20 protein-coding genes are annotated in these 21,745 nt (G+C 39.9%); 2 read left to right on the top strand and 18 right to left on the bottom strand.

The genetic code is table 11. The features are described 5' to 3' along the window. Positions 1–110: 110 nt before the first annotated feature. Positions 111–743, top strand: a complete 633-nt coding sequence (locus tag EHE21_RS18625; protein ID WP_075674273.1) for a TetR/AcrR family transcriptional regulator C-terminal domain-containing protein — start codon at positions 111–113, stop codon at positions 741–743. 56 nt (positions 744–799) lie between these two features. Here the strand turns inward: EHE21_RS18625 and EHE21_RS18620 are convergent, their stop codons facing one another. The 17 genes from EHE21_RS18620 to asnC form a co-directional block, all read right to left on the bottom strand. After that, a complete protein-coding gene (locus EHE21_RS18620) occupies positions 800–2,206 on the bottom strand; it encodes a YfcC family protein (protein ID WP_102949440.1) in 1,407 nt (468 codons plus the stop codon). Positions 2,207–2,215: 9 nt separating this feature from the next. Continuing rightward, positions 2,216–3,349 carry a M20 family metallopeptidase gene (locus EHE21_RS18615; protein ID WP_088494180.1) on the bottom strand — a complete coding sequence of 378 codons (1,134 nt, stop codon included), beginning with the start codon at positions 3,347–3,349 and terminating at the stop codon, positions 2,216–2,218. A gap of 826 nt (positions 3,350–4,175) precedes the next feature. After that, entirely contained in the window at positions 4,176–6,002 is a 1,827-nt protein-coding gene (gene glmS / locus EHE21_RS18610; RefSeq protein ID WP_088494181.1) for a glutamine--fructose-6-phosphate transaminase (isomerizing), read from the bottom strand. A gap of 160 nt (positions 6,003–6,162) precedes the next feature. Continuing rightward, positions 6,163–7,536, bottom strand: a complete 1,374-nt coding sequence (glmU, locus tag EHE21_RS18605; RefSeq protein WP_194951506.1) for a bifunctional UDP-N-acetylglucosamine diphosphorylase/glucosamine-1-phosphate N-acetyltransferase GlmU — start codon at positions 7,534–7,536, stop codon at positions 6,163–6,165. A gap of 152 nt (positions 7,537–7,688) precedes the next feature. Then, positions 7,689–8,105 carry a F0F1 ATP synthase subunit epsilon gene (locus tag EHE21_RS18600; RefSeq protein WP_006534340.1) on the bottom strand — a complete coding sequence of 139 codons (417 nt, stop codon included), beginning with the start codon at positions 8,103–8,105 and terminating at the stop codon, positions 7,689–7,691. A 21-nt stretch (positions 8,106–8,126) separates the two neighbouring features. After that, positions 8,127–9,509, bottom strand: a complete 1,383-nt coding sequence (gene atpD, locus EHE21_RS18595) for a F0F1 ATP synthase subunit beta (protein WP_023583323.1) — start codon at positions 9,507–9,509, stop codon at positions 8,127–8,129. Between the two features lie 34 nt (positions 9,510–9,543). Next, on the bottom strand, positions 9,544–10,407 hold the full coding sequence (gene atpG / locus EHE21_RS18590; protein ID WP_006534342.1) for a F0F1 ATP synthase subunit gamma: 864 nt from the start codon (positions 10,405–10,407) through the stop codon (positions 9,544–9,546). A gap of 58 nt (positions 10,408–10,465) precedes the next feature. Continuing rightward, a complete protein-coding gene (gene atpA, locus EHE21_RS18585) occupies positions 10,466–12,007 on the bottom strand; it encodes a F0F1 ATP synthase subunit alpha (protein ID WP_006534343.1) in 1,542 nt (513 codons plus the stop codon). 14 nt (positions 12,008–12,021) lie between these two features. Beyond that, entirely contained in the window at positions 12,022–12,555 is a 534-nt protein-coding gene (gene atpH, locus EHE21_RS18580; RefSeq protein ID WP_006534344.1) for a F0F1 ATP synthase subunit delta, read from the bottom strand. Between the two features lie 12 nt (positions 12,556–12,567). Next, positions 12,568–13,038, bottom strand: coding sequence for a F0F1 ATP synthase subunit B (gene atpF / locus EHE21_RS18575; RefSeq protein WP_036914499.1), 471 nt, complete (start codon positions 13,036–13,038; stop codon positions 12,568–12,570). Positions 13,039–13,099: 61 nt separating this feature from the next. Then, entirely contained in the window at positions 13,100–13,339 is a 240-nt protein-coding gene (gene atpE, locus EHE21_RS18570) for a F0F1 ATP synthase subunit C (protein WP_004246596.1), read from the bottom strand. Between the two features lie 45 nt (positions 13,340–13,384). Further along, on the bottom strand, positions 13,385–14,209 hold the full coding sequence (gene atpB, locus EHE21_RS18565) for a F0F1 ATP synthase subunit A (RefSeq protein ID WP_072071088.1): 825 nt from the start codon (positions 14,207–14,209) through the stop codon (positions 13,385–13,387). 31 nt (positions 14,210–14,240) lie between these two features. Then, on the bottom strand, positions 14,241–14,618 hold the full coding sequence (gene atpI, locus EHE21_RS18560; protein ID WP_088494183.1) for a F0F1 ATP synthase subunit I: 378 nt from the start codon (positions 14,616–14,618) through the stop codon (positions 14,241–14,243). Between the two features lie 613 nt (positions 14,619–15,231). Next, positions 15,232–15,858 (bottom strand): 16S rRNA (guanine(527)-N(7))-methyltransferase RsmG, encoded by a 627-nt coding sequence (gene rsmG, locus EHE21_RS18555; protein WP_088494184.1) that lies wholly within the window; start codon positions 15,856–15,858, stop codon positions 15,232–15,234. Continuing rightward, positions 15,855–17,753, bottom strand: coding sequence for a tRNA uridine-5-carboxymethylaminomethyl(34) synthesis enzyme MnmG (mnmG, locus tag EHE21_RS18550; protein WP_194951505.1), 1,899 nt, complete (start codon positions 17,751–17,753; stop codon positions 15,855–15,857). The genes rsmG and mnmG overlap by 4 nt, the downstream gene beginning before the upstream one ends. Before the next feature lie 377 nt (positions 17,754–18,130). Next, a complete protein-coding gene (mioC, locus tag EHE21_RS18545; RefSeq protein WP_194951504.1) occupies positions 18,131–18,571 on the bottom strand; it encodes an FMN-binding protein MioC in 441 nt (146 codons plus the stop codon). Between the two features lie 100 nt (positions 18,572–18,671). Beyond that, positions 18,672–19,133, bottom strand: a complete 462-nt coding sequence (asnC, locus tag EHE21_RS18540) for a transcriptional regulator AsnC (protein ID WP_023583317.1) — start codon at positions 19,131–19,133, stop codon at positions 18,672–18,674. Positions 19,134–19,292: 159 nt separating this feature from the next. Here asnC and asnA point away from each other — a divergent pair, with 159 nt between their 5' ends. After that, positions 19,293–20,285, top strand: a complete 993-nt coding sequence (asnA, locus tag EHE21_RS18535) for an aspartate--ammonia ligase (RefSeq protein WP_088494187.1) — start codon at positions 19,293–19,295, stop codon at positions 20,283–20,285. On the opposite strand, the gene viaA is transcribed toward asnA, so the two are convergent. After that, complete coding sequence (viaA, locus tag EHE21_RS18530; RefSeq protein WP_194951503.1) at positions 20,286–21,743, bottom strand: ATPase RavA stimulator ViaA; 1,458 nt, start codon at positions 21,741–21,743, stop codon at positions 20,286–20,288. Positions 21,744–21,745 lie beyond the last annotated feature (2 nt).

Here is a 21,745-nt window from a genome sequence, read left to right as displayed (position 1 = left end):
CCCAAATAACGATATTTCCACTCACTTAACTCGCAATCTAACATTGTTAGGTTGTATAAATATGGTAAACTAACATTGTTAGATATAAAAGAGGGAAATGAGAATTATTTATGAAAACACCTAAAATTGAACGGCTGAAAGTAGTAGATACCGCCCTTGCATTACTAGAGACAGAAGGTATTGAAGGCTTAACAATGCGTAAACTAGCGGATGCTTTACAGATAAAAGCAGCCTCTCTCTATTGGCACTTTGATAACAAACAGACGTTAATTGAAGGGATCGCGGATAGAATAGTCAGCGATGTTGCCGTAAATTTTGAATTTCATAATGATTGGAAAAAAGATATAACACGCCTTTCTTATGATTTAAGAAACGCATTTTTACGTCATAGGGACGGTGCCAGAGTATTTGCAGGTACTTATGTCATTTCTGAAAATGTATTACGTATAAATAATACTTTTATTAATGCAATTATGCAGTCAGGTACTTCAGCTCAATTAGCCAGCAAAATGACAATGGCGTTACTCTATTTTATTTTAGGATGTTGTATAGAACAACAATCCGTCATGCTCATTGAAAAAGCAGAATTAATGGATAAAAGAGAGGCATTTGAGCAATTAGTCCAAGATAAATTTCCTCAAACTTGGCAAGCAAGAGAGGTTCTTTTTGCTGATGATTTTACAAGTCGCTTCGAATTTGGATTAGAGCAATTATTGCTCGGTTTTCAGCATCAAATTAATTAGAATTGAAAAAATAGCCGCTTATAATAAGCGGCTATTTTATTTTCTTATTTTATAAATCAGACAGGGCCATAGCTAATAGCGGTTGCGATACCAATCGCCGCCATACCAATCACGGTCCAAACCATCAAGATTGGGAAAACAAATTTAACCCAACGAGTCCAAGGCACTTTTCCTACGGCCAATACTGCCATTAATACGCCAGATGTTGGTGTAATTATGTTAGTAAATCCATCGCCTAATTTAAGGATCAATACACCAGTTTGGCGAGTGAGATCCAAGATATCTAAGATAGGTACCATAATTGGCATCACTATAGAAGCTTGTCCGGTTCCTGATGTTACCAATAAATTAAATAATAAATTAAAGAAATAAAGTAACTGCGCTCCCCAAAAATGAGAGGTTTGCTGTAATGGAACGAGTGTGGCTTGAACAATAGAATCCAGTACACGACCTTCATCTAAAATAACAATCACAGCTCTTGCAATACCGACGACTAATGCACCATAAACTAAGGATTGAGCGCCTTTCATAAAGGTTTTTATATAGTCATTAGGGCCAATTTTAAACATCGCCGCAACCACAACACTCATCATAATAAAGATGGCAGATAAGTGCTCAATTCCCCATTTATATTCAAATGCACCGTATAAAAACAATCCAATAAATGCAATAAAGACCACAAGACTCAATTTCTGCATTAAAGAGAAAGTACCGTCCACGGTTTGATCTTTGTTAGCATCATAATCAGGATCATCTGTTGCTAGTCCATACATATAACTTTTAGCTGGATTATTCGCGATACGTCTTGCATACCAAACAATATAAGCAATAGTGACCACAATCAGAACTGAGAATAATACAATTCTAAAAATCACACCTGAAAATAAAGGCACTTCAGCTAAGGTTTGTGCTGTACCTAAAATAGTAGGATCTAAAACACCAACTGCATTTCCTGCATAATATCCTAGGTAAACAACAGCAACTCCCGTTATGGCATCTAATTTCATCGAACGCGAAAGGGCTATTCCTATTGGAATAAAAGCAATAACCGCATTTGCAGCTAATCCTAATGATGAAAGCATTCCAAATATAAACGCAACGGTAATAATCAGTGCTTGATAATTACCTTTTGTTTTGACAATTAACGCATTGATCCCTGAATCAATAGCGCGAGTTCTATCATAAATAGCAATCGCACCACCAATCATAAAAATCAGAAAAATAATACTCGCTGACTGCTTCAATCCCACAGGAATGGCATAAAAAACATCCATTAATGATGCAGGGTTTTGGTCAACATAACCAAAACTACCCGGTACAACTCGATTTAGTCCATTTACTGTTTCGCGTTCGTAAGTACCTGCAGGAATTAAATAAGTTGCAATAGCGGCTAAGATAACGATGCCAAAAATAATAATAAAAGCATCAGGCATAGCCCATTTTATTTTTTTATTCTTATCCATACATTCACCTTATTGAGACAAGCGCTTTAAAATATTGGCAAATAGCACCGTTCTTTCGGTTAATGAAGGCAAATCAATATATTCTTTATCGCTGTGTTGATATCCCCCAATAGGGCCTAAACCATCTACACTAGGTGTGCCAACTCCTGCTGTAAACGAAGCATCAGAGCCACCACCTGTTGAAATATCTTCAATATCAAGACCAAGCAGACGAGCTTGCTCTTTGATGATGTCAATTAATGCACTACTTTCAGGTGTTTTAACCATAGGAGGGCGATTAATACCACCATTAAGTGTAAGCTTAATTCCTTCTAATACAGGTTTGCTGCATACTTCTCTTACAAGTTTATCAATTTCAACACCTTGCTCATCGGTTGAAATACGAACGTCAATCTCAGCACGTGCATTAGGTGCGACGGTATTAACGGATGTACCACCAGAAATCAATCCTACGTTGACAGAAAGGCCGTCATCATGACGAGAAAGTGCGTGCAATGCTTGGATTTTATAAGAGAGCTCTTGAATAGCACTAATTCCCGCTTCTGGTGCAATACCAGAGTGAGATGCTTTACCTTCAATTAAAAGCTCATAAGTTCCCACACCTCGACGCGCACTCACAATCGCTCCATTAGCACGAGCTGGCTCCATCACTAAGGCATAGGATTTATTTTTGGCATACTGTTCAATCAGACCACGAGAAGTTTTTGAGCCAATTTCTTCATCACAATTTAAGAAGATTTCAACATTTTTATAAGCATTATTACCTGATTGCATAAGTGCATTGATAGCATAATAAGTCAGAACATGGCTGGCTTTCATATCAATAACACCAGGACCATAAGCACGAGTATCTTCGATACTAAATGGGCGTTCTGCCACTGTTCCTTTAGGAAAAACAGTATCAAGATGGGCAGCAATGAAAATCTGTGGATCTTTGGCTTCTTTATGAACTAAGCGATAATTATTGCCCAGTTTTTCATTATTAAAAACCTCAACAATAAAGCCTAATTGCTCATAACGTTGAATCAGTAAATTAGCAACGGCATCAACGCCCTCTTTATCATAAGATCCGCTTTCTGTGTTCACTAATTCTTTTAAAAATTCAACCATTTCATTGTATTGTGAATTAATTGTGTTTTGCATTTCTCTTACCTCTTGTAATTATAATTTGCAGTTTTTCTTAGCTTACTTTTGAGCTTTATTTCTCCTGAAAGAACTCGCTTATAAACTGCAATAAAACGCTAAAGAACGATCATTAGCGCTAATTTGTAATTTTCATTATTTATTAATAAATAAAACAACCTTAAACTTTACATATATTTAATATGATTGCATCTATTTTTTAAAATCATAACAACAATTAATTAAACTAGCGATAAACCGTAATTTGAAGAAATATAACTATTGAATAAGAGATCGGATGAGATAAGAGAATTAACCTGAATATTACTTGACTATTTAAATAAGAAATTAGACAAATAAAACCAAATAAAACATAAATTAATACTTCTCTAAATCAAATTAATACAGAAAGAATAAAACATAAATATAATAAAAATTTAAATTAAAGCATAATATTTATAAAAAATTATTTTAATAAAAAAACAAATACTATTAAAAAAACAATGTATTACAACACATACCTTTATTTATTTTTAAAATATAAAATATATTTTAGATTTTACTATTTAATATTCTATTCCTAGAAAAGGTAAATAAACACTCCTATTGAATAAGCGGTTTAACTTTAGTGATTTATTCTATAAGTTAAGCCCTCTTCATCAATAATTATTAAACATTATTATTACTAAGATTGTTGTTAATTCGCAACGCTAGCCTTATTTAATAAATATTATTTATAACTAAAGGCGAAAAACACTATAAATATAATAAAAAACCCAGTGATCTAATTAAGATTTCACTGGGTTTAAGTATAAATAACAATAAATTATTTATAAAAAGCTAATTTTTATTCAACTGTAACCGATTTTGCTAAGTTACGAGGTTGGTCTACGTCTGTGCCTTTAATTAAAGCAACATGATAAGACAACAACTGTAATGGTACGGTATAGAAAATCGGCGCGATAAGCTCTTCAACGTGAGGCAGTGAAATTAACTTCATCGTTTCGTTTTCTTCAAAGCCTGCATCTTGATCTGCAAACACATACAATAAACCACCACGTGCCCGAACTTCTTCGATATTAGATTTTAATTTCTCTAATAACTCATTGTTTGGCGCAATGATAATAACCGGCATATCTGCATCAATTAAAGCTAATGGACCATGTTTTAATTCACCAGCAGCATATGCTTCAGCATGAATATAAGAGATCTCTTTTAGCTTTAATGCACCTTCTACCGCAATTGGGTATTGGTCGCCACGACCTAAGAATAAAGCATGGCTTTTTTCTGAGAAGTCTTCAGCCAACGCTTCAATCACTTTATCTTTCGATAACATGCTTTCAATGCGGCTTGGCAATGCATGTAATGCTGTTGAAACTTCCTGTTCTAATGTCGCAACACCTTTAATACGTCCCATATATGCCACCAGCATTAATAGAACGGTTAACTGTGTTGTAAATGCTTTGGTTGATGCAACACCAATTTCAGCACCTGCTTTAGTCATTAAAACAAATTCAGACTCACGAACTAAAGAAGAGCCCGCGACGTTACAAATTGCTAAAGAAGATAAATAACCTAGCTCTTTAGATAAACGTAAAGCAGCTAATGTATCTGCTGTTTCACCTGATTGAGATAATGTGATCAGTAAGCTATTACGGCGAGTTGCTGGTTTGCGGTAGCGATATTCTGATGCAATTTCAACATCACAAGGAATACCTGCTAAAGATTCAAACCAATAACGAGAAACCATACCTGCGTTATAAGAAGTCCCGCAAGCTACAATTTGAATATGTTCAACTTTAGATAAGATCTCTTCAGCTTTAGACCCTAACTCACTGAGATCGATAGTTTCTGATTTTAAACGACCTTCAAGGGTATTTTTAATCGCCAGAGGCTGTTCGTAGATCTCTTTTTGCATGTAGTGGCGATAAACACCTTTATCACCCGCATCGTATTGAACATTTGATTCAATCGTATCACGATTAACTTCATTGCCATTCACATCAAAAATATGAACGTGGCGACGAGTAATTTCAACAATATCCCCTTCTTCAAGGTAGATAAAGCGACGGGTAACAGGTAATAATGCCAATTGGTCAGAAGCAAGGAAGTTTTCACCTACGCCAAGACCTACCACCAGCGGGCTACCAGAGCGAGCAGCGACTAATAACTCTGGTGTACGGCTATCCATAATCACGGTACCGTAAGCACCACGTAATTGAGGAATAACGCGTTGTACAACTTCACGTAATGTACCACCTTGACGCTGTTCCCAGTTAACAAGGTGAGCAATCACTTCAGTGTCAGTTTGAGAAGCAAACTGATACCCTTTTTTAATTAATTCTGCTTTCAGTTCTTGGTAGTTTTCGATAATACCATTGTGTACCACGGCAATAGTGCCCGATACATGAGGATGCGCATTATCTTCACAAGGTTCACCATGTGTTGCCCAACGTGTATGAGCAATACCTGTACCACCAATCACTTGTGTCTTTTCTGCTTCTTCTGCCAGCATTTGTACTTTGCCAGCTTCACGCAGACGTGTCATTTTACAGTCATTATCCACAACCGCTAAACCCGCAGAATCATAACCGCGGTATTCTAAACGACGTAAGCCTTCAATTAAGATTTCAGCGATATCGCGTTGTGCAACTGCACCTACTATTCCACACATTGTGTTATTCCTAAAACTGTGCGTTTATTCGCACTTGGATGTCTTATACCTGATTGGTTTTATTCCCCAAGCCATTGTAGAAAGCGGGGATATTTTTTGTTTTTAGAATAATAGCGTACAAGAAAAGGGCGCTAGTTAAATATACGCCCTTATCTTAAAATTATTGTTTTTTCTTCACTGGACGTTTCCATCCACTGATATGAGTTTGCTTAACTCGACTGATCACTAATTCGTTTTCATTCACATTTTTAGTGAGTGTTGTTCCTGCACCAATGGTTGCACCATTAGCAACAGTCACTGGCGCCACTAATTGGGTATCTGAGCCAATAAAGACATCATCACCAATAACTGTTTTGAATTTATTCGCACCATCGTAGTTACAAGTGATAGTACCTGCACCAATATTAACGTTAGCACCGACTTCAGTATCGCCTAAGTAAGTCAGATGACCCGCTTTAGAGCCAACACCTAGGCTTGCTTTTTTCATCTCAACAAAGTTACCAACGTGAGCTTTATCCGCTAATTCACTGCCAGGGCGAAGACGTGCAAATGGTCCAACAGTACACTCTTGTGCTAAGTTTGCATCCTCGATCACCGTATATGGGCTAATAATCGAGTTATCACCAATCACACAGTTTTTCAGGACGCAACCTGTACCAATTTCAACGTTATTTCCTAAAGTTACATCACCTTCAATAATAACGTTAGTATCAATCACGACATCTTGACCGTGAGTTAATGTGCCACGTAAATCAAAACGAGCAGGATCAAGCAACATAACGCCTTCTAATAATAAACGCTCTGCTTGTTCTGTTTGGTAAATACGTTCTAATGCAGCCAGTTGTAAACGGTTATTCACGCCTTCCATTTCACTATGACGACGAGGGTGAGCCGTTTCAATTTTACGACCTTCTTTATACGCTAACGCGATAATGTCAGTAATGTAATACTCTTTTTGTGCATTGTTATTATTGAGCTTACCTAACCAACGTTTTAAATCACCACCGTTTGCGACTAAAATACCCGTGTTGATTTCAGTAATTTTGAGTTGTTCTTCAGAAGCATCTTTTTGTTCGATAATGCCAGTCACTTCGCCATTTTCACGAACAATACGACCATAACCCGTTGGGTTATCTAAAATGACCGTTAATAAGCCAATACCGCCTTCTGGTTTTACTTCAATTAAACGTTCTAACGTTTCTTTAGTGATAAGTGGAACATCACCATAAAGCATCAGGATATCTTCATCATCAGCAAAGAAAGGCGCAGCTTGTTGCATTGCGTGACCTGTTCCTAGTTGCTCTGCTTGTAGTACCCAATTAACAGGTTGTGAACCTAATTTTTCTTTCATTAGTTCACCACCATGTCCATAGACAAGGTGTGTTTGTTGAGCACCTAGTGACTTGGCAGTATCAATCACATGTTGAACCATGGATTTACCCGCAAGTTTATGAAGAACTTTAGGTAACTGTGAATACATGCGGGTGCCTTTTCCCGCAGCAAGAATAACAACGCTTTTAGCTGAATTAGACATAATTAACCCGATAACTCCCGTAAAGAATGGCAAGTAAACCTGTTTATGCCAAATAATACTACATATTTCGTCACACAAAATATTTCATGACGCAAAAAAGCCAGTTAGCTAAGAACCAACTGGCTTTTTTATTCATAGACTGCCTATTTACATCAACGTCGAGTCAATTCGATTACACGTAGTTTTGCAATCGCTTTGGCTAATTCTGCTGATGCTTGAGCATAGTCAACATCACCATGAGAGGATTGAATGTGTTCTTCAGCTTTACGCTTAGATTCCAACGCTTTCGCTTCATCCAAATCACGACCACGGATAGCTGTATCTGCCAGTACAATGACGCCAGTCGGCTGAACTTCGAGAATACCACCTGAAAGGTAGATAACCTCTTCTTCGCCCGATGTTTTTACGACACGTACCATGCCCGGTTTTATGGCAGTTAATAACGGGGTATGCTGCGGATAAATACCGAGCTCACCTTCGCTACCAGTTACCTGAATTCGTTTGACTTCGCCGTCATATAACTGCTTTTCAGCGCTGACAACTTTCAGGTGGAACGATGTATCGGCCATATCAACCTCCCGTCAGCCGTATTAAAGCTTCTTAGCTTTTTCTACTGCTTCTTCGATAGTACCAACCATGTAGAACGCCTGCTCTGGCAGGTGGTCATAATCACCGTTCAGAATACCTTTAAAGCCACGGATAGTGTCTTTCAGGGAAACGAACTTACCTGGTGAACCGGTAAATACTTCAGCAACGAAGAATGGCTGAGATAGGAAGCGCTGGATCTTACGCGCACGCGCAACAACCAGTTTATCTTCTTCTGACAGTTCATCCATACCTAAGATAGCGATGATGTCTTTCAGTTCCTGATAACGTTGCAGGATAGACTGAACACCACGAGCAACATCATAGTGCTCTTGGCCAACTACCAGTGGGTCTAACTGACGACTGGTTGAATCCAGTGGGTCAACCGCAGGGTAGATACCTAATGAAGCAATTTGACGGCTCAGTACAACGGTCGCATCTAAGTGAGCAAACGTTGTTGCTGGTGATGGGTCAGTTAAGTCATCCGCAGGTACGTATACAGCCTGTACAGAGGTGATTGAACCCGTTTTGGTTGAAGTGATACGTTCTTGTAGAACACCCATCTCTTCAGCCAATGTTGGCTGGTAACCTACCGCTGATGGCATACGACCTAACAGTGCTGATACTTCAGTACCTGCTAAGGTGTAACGATAGATGTTATCGACGAATAACAGTACGTCACGGCCTTCATCACGGAATTTTTCAGCCATAGTCAGACCAGTCAGTGCTACACGCAGACGGTTTCCTGGTGGCTCATTCATCTGACCATAAACTAACGATACTTTGTCAAGAACGTTAGAATCTGTCATTTCATGATAGAAGTCGTTACCCTCACGAGTACGCTCACCAACACCAGCAAATACAGAGTAACCTGAGTGCTCGATCGCGATGTTACGGATCAATTCCATCATGTTAACTGTTTTACCAACACCCGCACCACCGAACAGACCTACTTTACCACCTTTAGCAAACGGACAGATTAAGTCCATTACTTTGATACCGGTTTCAAGCAGTTCTTGTGAGTTTGATAACTCTTCGTAGGTTGGTGCTTCACGGTGGATAGACCAACGTTCTTCAGTTGCAATATCACCTTTCATATCGATAGGTGTACCCAGAACGTTCATGATACGTCCCAGTGTTGCTTTACCTACTGGTACTTCAATTGGGTGGCCCAAGTTTTCAACTTTTAAGCCACGGCTTAAACCGTCTGATGTACCCATTGCGATACAACGAACGATACCACCGCCTAACTGTTGCTGAACTTCCAGCACCAGTTTTTCTTTACCATTCATAACCTCAAGAGCGTCGTATACTTTAGGGACGCTATCCTGAGGGAACTCGGCGTCCACTACGGCGCCGATTACCTGGACAATCTTTCCAGTAGCCATCTTGAATCCTCTACGTAATTCGTAAACCTAGCTGTTATACCGCGGCTGCACCAGACACAATTTCTGTAAGTTCCTGAGTAATGCTTGCTTGGCGTGCTTTGTTGTACACCAATTGCAGTTCTTTAATCAGGTTACCACCGTTATCTGTAGCGGCTTTCATCGCGACCATTCGGGCGGCCTGCTCACTCGCTAAGTTCTCTACGACGCTCTGGTAAACTTGCGATTCGATATAACGACGCAGTAAAGTATCCAGTAACGCCTTAGGATCAGGTTCGTACAGATAATCCCAAGATTTTTCTTTCAGCTCTTCGTCATCACCTGGTGGTAATGGTAAAACCTGAAGAATTTTAGGCTCTTGAGCCATGGTATTGATGAACTTATTTGCCACCACATACAGTTTATCTAAACGACCTTCGTCATAAGCCTGCAACATGATATTGACTGGACCGATAAGGTCTGACAGTTTTGGATCATCACCCATACCAGTTACTTGACCAACAACATTCCCGCCTACTGAGCCAAAGAATGAAGCGGCTTTAGAACCGATTAGTGCTAAATCTACCTGCACACCTTTTTCAGACCACTCTTTCATGTCTGCCAGCAGTTTTTTGAACAAGTTAATGTTCAAACCACCACACAAACCACGGTCGGTCGAAACAACCAGGTACCCGACACGTTTAACTTCACGCTCTTCGAGGTATGGATGTTTGTATTCCAGATTCCCTAACGCAAGGTGACCAATCACACTGCGCATGGTTTCTGCATAAGGACGGCTGGCTGCCATGCGTTCCTGCGTTTTACGCATTTTCGACGCGGCGACCATCTCCATCGCTTTAGTGATCTTCTGTGTGTTTTGCACACTGGCGATCTTCGAACGTATCTCTTTTGCGCCGGCCATTTCTGCTTCTCCTCATGAACCAGACGGCCTAATGTTTAACTATTAGGCCGAATAGTTATTACCAGGACTGAGTCGCTTTGAAGTTTTCTAGCACGCCTTTCAGCTTCGCTTCGATTTCTTCGTTATAAGTACCAGTCTGGTTGATTTCTTTCAATAAATCAGCATGTTCACGAGAGGCATAAGCTAATAAAGCCGCTTCAAATGGCACAACTTTTGAAATTTCAACATCTTCCAGATAACCACGTTCTGCTGCAAACAGTGATAAAGACTGTTGTGCGACAGACATTGGTTCGTACTGTTTCTGTTTCAGCAATTCAGTCACTTTCTGACCGTGGTTCAATTGTTTACGGGTAGCATCGTCCAGATCTGAAGCGAACTGTGAGAATGCTGCCAGCTCACGATACTGCGCAAGTGCAGTACGGATACCACCAGAAAGTTTCTTCATGATCTTAGTCTGAGCTGCACCACCCACACGAGATACGGAGATCCCTGGGTTAACAGCTGGACGGATACCTGCGTTAAACAGGTTAGATTCTAAGAAGATCTGACCATCGGTAATAGAGATTACGTTCGTAGGAACGAATGCAGAAACGTCCCCTGCTTGCGTTTCGATAATTGGTAACGCAGTCAGAGAGCCGGTTTTACCTTTAACTTCACCATTAGTGAAAGCTTCTACGTACTCAGCATTAACGCGAGCAGCACGCTCCAGTAAACGGGAGTGCAGATAGAAAACGTCACCAGGGTATGCTTCACGTCCAGGTGGACGACGAAGTAACAGTGAAATTTGACGGTATGCGACAGCCTGTTTAGACAGGTCATCATAAATTATCAGGGCATCTTCACCACGGTCACGGAAGTATTCACCCATTGCGCAACCTGAATAAGGAGCTAGATATTGCAGCGCTGCTGATTCTGATGCAGAAGCAACAACAACAATGGTGTTTTCTAACGCGCCATGTTCTTCTAATTTACGAACAACGTTCGAAATAGTAGAGGCTTTCTGACCGATAGCGACATAGATACATTTAATGCCAGAGTCGCGTTGGTTGATGATCGCATCGACAGCCAGAGCAGTTTTACCTGTTTGACGGTCACCGATGATCAATTCACGCTGACCACGACCGATTGGGATCATGGCATCGACGGATTTGTAACCTGTTTGTACAGGCTGATCAACTGATTGACGGTCGATAACACCAGGAGCAATCATCTCAACAGGTGAGAATCCATCATGCTCTACTGCACCTTTACCATCAATCGGCTCACCCAGTGTGTTTACCACACGGCCAAGCAGACCACGCCCTACAGGTACTTCCAGAATACGACCTGTACATTTAACTTTCATGCCTTCTGCTAAGTCAGCATAAGGACCCATCACAACCGCACCAACAGAGTCGCGCTCTAAGTTCAGTGCGATAGCGAAACGGTTACCCGGCAGTGCGATCATCTCACCCTGCATAACTTCGGCTAAACCGTGGATACGAATGATACCGTCACTAACGGATACAATCGTACCTTCATTGTGAGCTTCACTCACTACATTGAACTGAGCAATGCGCTGCTTGATCAGTTCGCTGATTTCAGTGGAATTCAGTTGCATATGCTCCAGTCCCCTTAAGACTGCAAGACGTCCGTTAATCGCTCTAAACGGCCACGAATACTGCCATCGATGACGAGGTCACCGGCGCGTATAATCATGCCTGCGATAACAGACTTATCAATTTTGCAATTCAGCTTCACTTTGCGTGATAGACGTTTTTCCATCGCTGCAGAAATGTTAGCTAGCTGCTGTTTAGTTAGCTCAATGGCAGAAGTTACTTCAACGTCAACCGTTGACTCTAGTACTGCGCGCAATTGAATAAATTGGCTCAATACTTCAGGCAACGTTGATAAACGGCCATTATCAGCCATAACACGAATTAAATTCTGAGCATGACCATCTAATTGTTCGCCACAAAGGTCGACAAAGATGTCAGCCAGTTTTTCTGATGCTAAAGAACCAGAAAGTAATTCGGTTACCTGCTCATTGCGTGCTACTTCAGCGGTGAACGCCAGCATAACCTGCCATTTATCGACAGCCTGGTTTTCCACAGCAAAGTCAAAAGCTGCTTTGGCGTAGGGGCGAGCTACCGTTGCTATTTCAGACATGCCCCTCCCTCCTTACAGTTCAGCGACCAGTTTATCAACGATGTCGCTATTAGCAGCTTCATCCACGGAACGTTCAATAATTTTCTCGGCACCTGCGATAGCCAGCATTGCGACTTGTTTACGAAGTTCTTCACGAGCACGTTTACGCTCTGCATCCAATTCGGATTGAGCTTGTGCAACGATCTTACTACGTTCTTGCTCTGCTTCTGCTTTAGCATCTTCAATCATTTGAGTGCGTTGTTTATTCGCGGATTCAATGATTGCTTGAGCTTCTGCTTTTGCTTTCGCTAGCTGATCGCCTGCATCGGCTTTCGCTAAATCTAAGTCCTTTTTAGCACGTTCTGCAGATGATAAACCGTCAGCAATTTCTTTTTGACGTTTTTCAATGGCCGCCATAATTGGTGGCCATACGAATTTCATACAGAACAAAACAAACAGGACAAATGCGACGGCCTGGCCGAGGATTGTTGCATTTAAATTCACAGCACAATACCTCTTTCTTGGTTATTAACTAACTTGATGCTTTTACTGCTCATTGCCATCATTAGGCAACAGCAAACATCACGTAAAGGCCCAGACCCACAGCAATCATTGGGATGGCGTCAACCAGACCCATAACGATAAAGAACTGTGTACGCAGAAGAGGGATCAGATCAGGCTGACGAGCAGCACCTTCTAAAAATTTGCCTCCGAGGATTCCGATACCGATTGCAGCACCGATTGCAGCTAAACCCATCATAATAGCGGCAGCCATGTACAGCAGATCCATACTCAGGTTTTCCATGACAGTCTCCAGTTTGTTTCAGTTATTTCTTCAAAGAGTTAATAATTAATGTTCTTCAGATGCCATCGACAGATAGACAATCGTTAGAACCATGAAAATAAATGCTTGTAACGTAATAATCAGTATGTGGAATATTGCCCAAGGAAGGCTTAATAACCACTGTGACCACCACGGTAACAGACCAGCAATAAGAATAAAGATCAGTTCACCTGCATACATGTTACCAAACAGTCGAAGACCGAGGGAAACAGGTTTTGATAGCAGGCTTACCCCTTCCAAGATTAAGTTGACAGGAATAAAAATTGGGTGATTAAAAGGCTGTAAAGTCAGCTCTTTTGTAAACCCTTTTATGCCTTTCATCTTAATGCTATAGAAAAGGATCAGGATAAATACACCAATTGCCATCGATAGAGTAATACTCACGTCCGCAGTCGGAACGATGCGTAACGCTGGTAACCCTAAGATGTGTTCACCGATATAAGGGATGAAGTCGATTGGTAATAAATCCAGGGCATTCATTAACAGCACCCAAACGAACACAGTCAATGCCAAAGGTGCAATGACCTTGCTCTTTCCGTGATACATATCACGGACGCTGCTATCAACGAAACCAATGATCATTTCTACTGCAGTCTGGAATTTTCCCGGTACGCCACTGGTTGCTCTTACTGCTACTTTTCTAAACAGCCATAGGAACAGAGCTCCCATCAGTACTGAAAAGAAAAGTGAGTCAATATTTAACACCCAGAATGATGGCGCATTTTCAGCATGGGGATTGACCAACTCGAAAGTACGCAGGTCCAACTGAAGGTTATTCAGGTGGTGACCTATGTAGTCTCTAGTGGTTAATGCTTCTCCTGATGCAGACATGATGCCAATTACCCTTTTGTTGTTAAAAACGCTAACCGTTAATGACGGCTGGTGCAACGACCTGCATAACAAGCACCGCTAAGTAGGTCATGACCAGTGGTGCAAATGCCGCTTTAAACACTCCTAAAGCAACAATCAGCAAGGCTATTGATAATATAACCTTCAACCCTTCACTGAAAGCAAAAAGCCAGTTTATGCGAACTGGAGCTTCTTCTTCGTTGACTTTCTGTAAGCGCATTAACAAAAGAAAAGCAATATTGGGTAACCAACATGCCAATCCGCCTAAAAAAGCCGAAAAACTCCAGTCTGTACTCTTTAAGTAGAAACCCGCACTGAGAATAACAAAAGTCATAAACTGCAAAAATAACAGTTTCAGTGCAACTTTCCCGTTGTAGAGGGAGACAGACATGACGTTTGTATTCTCCAGACTAGCTATCGTAAAAGGTATTACTGAATGATGTATCAAACTGTCTTTGCTATAAAGTGTCAAGTGACAAAAACGAGCAAATTATACGGGGCGTGGCAATGAATTCAATCAATAAGTAGCGAAAAAGTGAAGATTAATTTAAATTTCTTACCAAGGTTCCATTTATGAAAAATGATTAAGAACAAAAAGAGTAAAAATAATAGTGCTGAAGAAAATAAATAGCGTGATACACATCACAAATATAAAAGTATAAATAAAGCTTATTTCATAAAATATATAACAGAGTTAACAATTAAACTCCCTTTTATGAACAATTTAGTGGCAATTGAAAAATAATTAGCCAATTTTCAATTAAATAAATTCAATATTTTTATAATGCACAGAATTATTAATTTATTTTGGAAATAAAAAGAGAAAAACTGAGGTTACAAAGAGAATTAAAGTAAAAGATAATGAATTGTTAATTTATTGTTTTATTGAGGTGAATTTTAATGACTCTCATAAATCCCCATAAAACAAATGGCGATAACATTGTAAATATTATCGCCAGAGCACAAAAAATGAAAAAAGGATCTGTGAGACTCAAGATATTTGATTAAATAATCACCAAATGTCTTTGTTCATTCAATTCAGGTATCGATAAGCTAATCACTTTTTCAGGCATTTTTAATCCATTATCAGCAAGTTCATCTAACTCTTCTTGATGAATTTGTCCTTTCAATGCATAAAAACGACCATGTTCTTCAGTCACTAAATGAGAGCACCAAGAGAGCATATCGTTCATAGAGGCAAATGCTCTACTGATAACGCCATCAAAAGGCTTCTCTGTTTGGTATTCTTCAACGCGATATTGAACAGGTTCGATATTATCAAGTCCTAGTTCGTGCTGAACTTGCTTCATAAAGCGAACACGCTTACCTAAGCTATCCAATAATACAAAATGGTGATCGGGACGCATTATCGCCAGTGGAATACCGGGCAATCCAGGACCTGTTCCCACATCAATAAATCTTTCACCTTCAAGATATTGACTCACAACAATGCTATCCAAAATATGACGGATAAGCATTTGCTGTGGATCTCTTACAGAGGTGAGGTTGTAAGCTTTATTCCATTTATCAAGCATCGCGACATAACCCGTAAGTTTTTCAGCTTGAATATCTGTAAGCTCAATATTGGCTTGCTTAGCCAGCTTTTTTAGCCGATTAAGTAAGTCACTCATGATGCACTCCTGCGTAATAGGCCTTGTTTTTTCAACCAAACTAATAAAATGGAAATAGCAGCAGGTGTGACTCCTGAGATCCGCGATGCTTGTCCGATCGATGTCGGTTTGTGATCGTTAAGTTTTGCAATAACTTCGTTAGATAATCCGCTGACTTGTTTATAGTCCAGATCAATCGGTAACGCGGCATTTTCATTGCGTAGTTGTTTTTCGATCTCTTCTTGCTGGCGACTAATGTAGCCTTCGTACTTAACTTGGATCTCAACTTGTTCAGCAGCTTGTGGTTTTGAATCATCAATACCCGGTGCAAAACGAGTGATATTCTTCAGTATGTCGTAAGTCATCTCAGGGCGACGTAATAAATCTTCGCCATTAGCTTCTTTGGATAATGGCGTATTTAGCAATTCATTGATTTCTGAAAGATTATCAGCTTGTGGATGAACCCAAATATTTCTTAAACGTTGACGTTCTTTTTCAACAAGCTCAACTTTTTCACTAAATTGTGCCCAACGGTTGTCATCAACCATACCTAATTCACGACCAATTTCAGTTAGACGTAAATCAGCATTATCTTCACGTAACATCAAGCGATATTCAGCACGAGAAGTAAACATGCGGTATGGCTCTTTTGTACCAAGAGTACAAAGATCGTCAACTAATACACCAATGTATGCTTGGTCACGACGTGGGAACCAACCTTCTTGATCGAAGGCATAACGTGCCGCATTAAGTCCTGCGAGCATGCCTTGAGCAGCGGCTTCTTCATAACCCGTTGTACCGTTAATTTGGCCAGCAAAGAATAACCCGTTGATAAATTTGCTTTCTAGGGTTTGTTTTAGATCTCTAGGATCGAAGAAGTCATATTCAATAGCATAACCAGGTCTAATGATCTTCGCATTTTCCATACCTTTCATGGAATTTACTATTTGCATTTGAACATCAAAAGGTAAGCTGGTTGAAATACCATTTGGGTAAATTTCGTTACTTGTTAAACCTTCTGGCTCTAAAAAGATCTGATGTGAATTACGATCAGCAAATCTCATCACTTTATCTTCAATAGATGGGCAATAACGAGGCCCTATTCCTTCGATGACACCAGCGTACATTGGGCTACGATCGAGGTTATTACGAATAACATCGTGCGTTTTTTCGTTTGTGTATGTGATGTGGCAAGGCATTTGTTCAGGATGCTGATCCACATTTCCTAAAAACGAGAAAACAGGCATTGGAGTATCACCCAACTGAACAGCTAGTTGACTAAAATCGATAGTTCTCGCATCAATACGAGGTGGTGTACCTGTTTTTAAACGACCTACACGTAGCGGTAATTCACGTAATCTGTGTGATAACGAAACTGATGGAGGATCACCAGCACGACCACCACTGTAATTTTCTAAACCAATATGGATTTTACCATCTAGGAAAGTACCAACAGTTAGAACAACAGATTTAGCACGGAATTTTAAGCCCATGCGAGTGACGGCGCCCGTCACTTGGTCGTTTTCAACAATGAGATCTTCAACAGGTTGTTGGAAGATCATTAAATTAGGTTGATTTTCAAGAGTAGTACGAACAGCTTGGCGATAGAGAACACGGTCAGCCTGTGCTCTTGTTGCTCTTACAGCTGGACCCTTACTTGCGTTAAGGGTTCTGAATTGGATCCCTGCATGGTCAATAGCGGTTGCCATTAATCCACCCATGGCATCGATCTCTTTTACCAGATGCCCTTTACCAATCCCACCAATAGCTGGGTTACAAGACATTTGGCCCAAAGTATCAATATTGTGGGTCAGTAATAGGGTTTGACGCCCCATACGAGCTGCAGCCATAGCGGCTTCTGTACCGGCGTGACCACCACCGATGACAATGACGTCAAAGTGTTCTGGATAAAACATGTGTGAACCTTAAATGTTACGAATGCTGAATGTGTTGCATTGGGAAAACGAATTCTACTCAACTTTTTGACAGATACAAGCGAGCAGATCCGCAGGTAATTATTTAAAGATCTTTTTATTTAAAGATCTCTTTATTAGATCTTTTATTAGGGAAGCGATCCTCTGTGGATAAGTGGATTTTCTATTTAAAGATCATAAAAGTGTAAAGGATCATATACTGTGAATGATCCGTGATCTATCTGCTGATAAGCTGGGATCAAAATGACGACTTATACACAGGTCATTTCTTGATATAGCCTTATACAATGGATAACTACGGGTTAACCCCTGCTTTTAAGCAGAGTTATCCACATTCGTTTGCTGTTTTTTTGTGCAAATTAAAGTAAATTTTTCCAAGAAGCCATCCATTCTTCTGCTGGATCTTCCGGAATGTCGTACTTTTGAATATCAATTTCGAGACGATCGCCAAGGCGAGTTGCCCCTTTTTCCACCAATTTTTGATCCAATGTTCTGATCGCACCGCAGAAAGTGTCATATTCACTACTTCCTATGCCGATCGCACCAAAGGTGACATTACTAAGATCAACGGAATCAGCAGATATCTCATTAGCAAAAGGCAGTAAGTTGTCAGGAATATCACCCGCACCATGCGTTGATGTGACCACCAGCCAGATCCCTTCATTTGGAAGATCATTAAGAGAAGGTCCATGGTGCAGATCTGTCTCAAATCCTTCATCAGATAAGATCTCTGCAAGGTGTTCTGCGACATATTCAGCACTACCCATGGTACTGCCACTAATAAGAGTGACTTTTTTCATTAATGATCTCCTTATATTCAAGACGCGCTATTGTACGCTGTGAATCACTTGGGATCTACCTGTGGATAATGTGGTTATAAAAAAAAATAAGAATTTACCCTTATGGCTTGATCGTCCTTATTATCGGGTTTTGCAGTGAGATCAGGGTTTCTGTTGACTGAATTTCATCGATTGTCTGGATTTTGTTGATAAGTACGTCTTGTAAGGCTTCTATACTTTTACACATAACCTTCGTAAAAATACTGTATTGCCCTGTTGTGTAGTACACCTCTACAACTTCATCTAACTTATCTAGTTTATCTAATGCAGTGTGATAGTCTTTTGCGCTCTTAAGAATAATGCCAATAAAGCAGCAGACATCAAAACCGAGTTGCTTTTCACTAATATCAACTCGAGTTCCTGTAATAATTCCCGCCTGCTTCATTTTCTCAACTCGAACATGAATTGTGCCTGGGCTAACTTCGAATTTTTTGGCCAATTCAGCGTAAGGTGTTCTCGCATTCGCCATTAATGCGTGAAGTATGTCACGATCGAGATTATCGATCTGATAAATATTGTCCATAAATTCCCTCTGTTTTTAACGATAATACATTTTTATAGCGTTATTTTTAACGATTTAAAACAAGCAAGGCTATTATTAATGAAGTATATTGAATTTAGTACCCATTTTGTTGCTTAATCTATATCAGCAAAACACGACATCACCACTAGGGATACAAAAATGGAAAAATCATTCATCCAGACTCAACAGCAAATTAGCTTTGTTAAATCTTATTTTTCACGACTGCTGGAAAAAGAATTAGGACTGATTGAAGTTCAAGGACCGATCTTAAGTCGCCTTGGTGATGGAACTCAAGATAACTTATCTGGTCATGAGAAGGCAGTACAAGTTAAAGTCAAATCTTTACCAGATTCTACTTTTGAGGTTGTCCATTCATTAGCTAAATGGAAACGTAAAACATTAGGTCGTTTTGGATTTAGTTCTGGGCAAGGTCTTTATACTCATATGAAAGCTTTGCGACCAGACGAAGATCGCTTAACTCAAATCCACTCAGTTTATGTTGATCAGTGGGATTGGGAAAAAGTGATGGAAGATAAAGAGCGTACAGTTCCTTATCTTAAACAGACAGTGGGTAAAATTTATCAGGCAATAAAAGAAACTGAAAAAGCCGTCAGCGAAGAATTTGGTCTGGTACCGTTCCTGCCAGATCAAATTCAATTTATCCACACTGAAGAGTTACTGCGCCGTTATCCTGACCTTGATGCTAAAGGTCGTGAAAAAGCGATTGCAAAAGAATATGGCGCTGTTTTCTTAATTGGTATTGGCGGTAAGCTTTCTAGTGGTGAATCTCATGATGTGAGAGCACCTGATTATGATGACTGGACGACGCCAAACGAAGATGGATTTGAAGGTTTAAACGGTGACATTCTTGTCTGGAACCCTATTCTGCAAGATGCGTTTGAATTGTCATCAATGGGTATCCGTGTCGATCCTGAAACATTAATGCGTCAGTTAACATTAACAGATGATACTAAGCGTCTTGAGTTGGATTGGCACAAAGCATTAATGCATGGTGATATGCCACAAACTATCGGTGGCGGTATCGGCCAATCTCGTTTAGTGATGCTACTGTTACAAAAAGAGCACATTGGACAAGTACAATGCGGCGTGTGGGAAAAAGACACCCGTTTAGCTTTCGCCGATATGCTGTAATTATTGGCGCCAGCGTCGAAGTAAACGACTTTTTAATCCAGTATCAAAACGCCATATATGGTCAAAGATTTTCATGATGCTGGGTTTACCGTAATTGGATAGGGTAACCGCATGGAAGCGATTGTGCTGTTGCTGTTGGCTTTTTTTGATTTTGTTGATTAGGTTTTCGGGTAACCTTTGGGCGACAAAGTCAGAAATAACAACAGCATCAGCATCTTTCCATGCTGGGCTATTGAGTTTTTCTGCGACATTATCTAAACAAGCACTTAAATCCGTACCCCCTCTAAATGACTGATTCAAAAACTTGATAAGATCTTGCAGGCCATTAGACGATGACAACTGATAATGTACAGTTTCAGTGGAAAATAACATCACATGGCATGAACGATTATCAGCTAGCGCTATTTTCATCAATGCTAACCCAAAAGCTTTAGCACACTGCTCATTAAATCCCCCCATCGAACCTGATGTATCAATACATACAATAAAAGGTCCTCTCGGTCTTTCTTCATCATGATGATGAGTTACTGGACGCAATACAGTACGCTCTTGCCAATTGTCTCCTTGCAACCGATAAGTATTGAGTTGTTTTTCTACCAGCTTTCTATAAAACTCATATTCGATTTCATTAATACCTAACAAAGCGAGTTCAGCAGGAAGTAAGCGCAAGATATCATCACTGAGCCCTATTCCATTGACTTGCTCAGGTGTTGTATCGGGTGCTTTCTCAACAATAGTCACAGGTTCAAAAATCACACTCTCTTCAGGAAGTGATTTGGCTGTTTTGCTACGTCCAAGCAAACTTGCGAGTTTATGTAACTCAGGTTGTTGATCGAGAAAGTCGCTATAACGTTGAATAATTTTCTCATCGAAAGGTGTTTTTGTTAAAACGCCTTTGCTCATATCCCATAAACGCCCTGCTGCACGCTCATTTTCTGAGAATGTATTACTTAAGCTTCCACTTAACGCTAAACGTTCTTGTAATTCAGCAAGGAGTTGCTCTTGCTCTTGGTCAAATAGGGCTTTGTGTAATGCAGTGACTTGGAAAATTAAACTTATCCGCCAATGTTGAATAAACAAAGCTTGTTGAGCTGGTGAAAAAGGCTTATTGGTTTTGATCAGCTGCGATGCTTCTTCAATAAAAGAGGAATCTAGCTTGTTTAATTCAGCCAGTATTTGCTCTACTTGCTGATTAAATATGGCGTTACCTAATGACTGTGTTTGTTGATAAAGGGCAAATTCATCAGCAATCATGGTAGGTACTAAGGTTTCTTTTACTCTTTGCTGTAAGCTTTTTTTCCATTGGTGAATATCTTTAAGTAAGGCTTTTTTGAGTCTTGGGTGTTTTTCAAAAAATACCGCTAATTGAGGCGATGCAAGTACAGCAATAATAACTTCCTCAATAAGCTGCCCTTCATTTATGGCTAAAAGTATATCTAATGTTGAAAGTGTCAGCATAA

The sequence above is a fragment of the Proteus sp. GOKU genome, assembly GCF_015475555.1.
GTDB lineage: Bacteria > Pseudomonadota > Gammaproteobacteria > Enterobacterales > Enterobacteriaceae > Proteus > Proteus mirabilis_B.
Note: the sequence above shows the minus strand (reverse complement) of the source record. Positions and strands in the feature narration are given on the sequence as shown.